Raw genomic sequence first — 270 nt, 5'->3', positions numbered from 1 at the left:
CATCCGTGCCGACACGTTCATCGAGGACCGGGTGGCCTTCGACCGCCAGCTTCTGACCGATTTCTACCAGGCCCGCGGTTACGTGGATTTCCAGGTCCTGTCGGTGACGCCGGAGCTGTCGCGGGAGCGCGACGCGGTGTTCCTGACTTTCAATCTGCGCGAGGGCCAGCAGTTTCGCTTCGGCCAGGTCACGGCCAGCTCGGACCTGAGCGAGGTGGACATCGACGGCTATATCGCGGCGATCGACGTGGACCCGGGCGAGGTCTATTC

General features: G+C 64.4%; 1 protein-coding gene. It reads left to right on the top strand.

The genetic code is table 11. The annotated features are described in order from the left end of the window. The coding region (locus tag E0702_RS17515) for a POTRA domain-containing protein (RefSeq protein WP_205742073.1) at positions 1-270 on the top strand (270 nt) is incomplete at both ends.

The sequence above is a fragment of the Halomonas marinisediminis genome (assembly GCF_004347715.1).
Lineage (GTDB): Bacteria > Pseudomonadota > Gammaproteobacteria > Pseudomonadales > Halomonadaceae > Halomonas > Halomonas icarae.
This window is presented reverse-complemented; position numbering and strand designations above follow the sequence as displayed.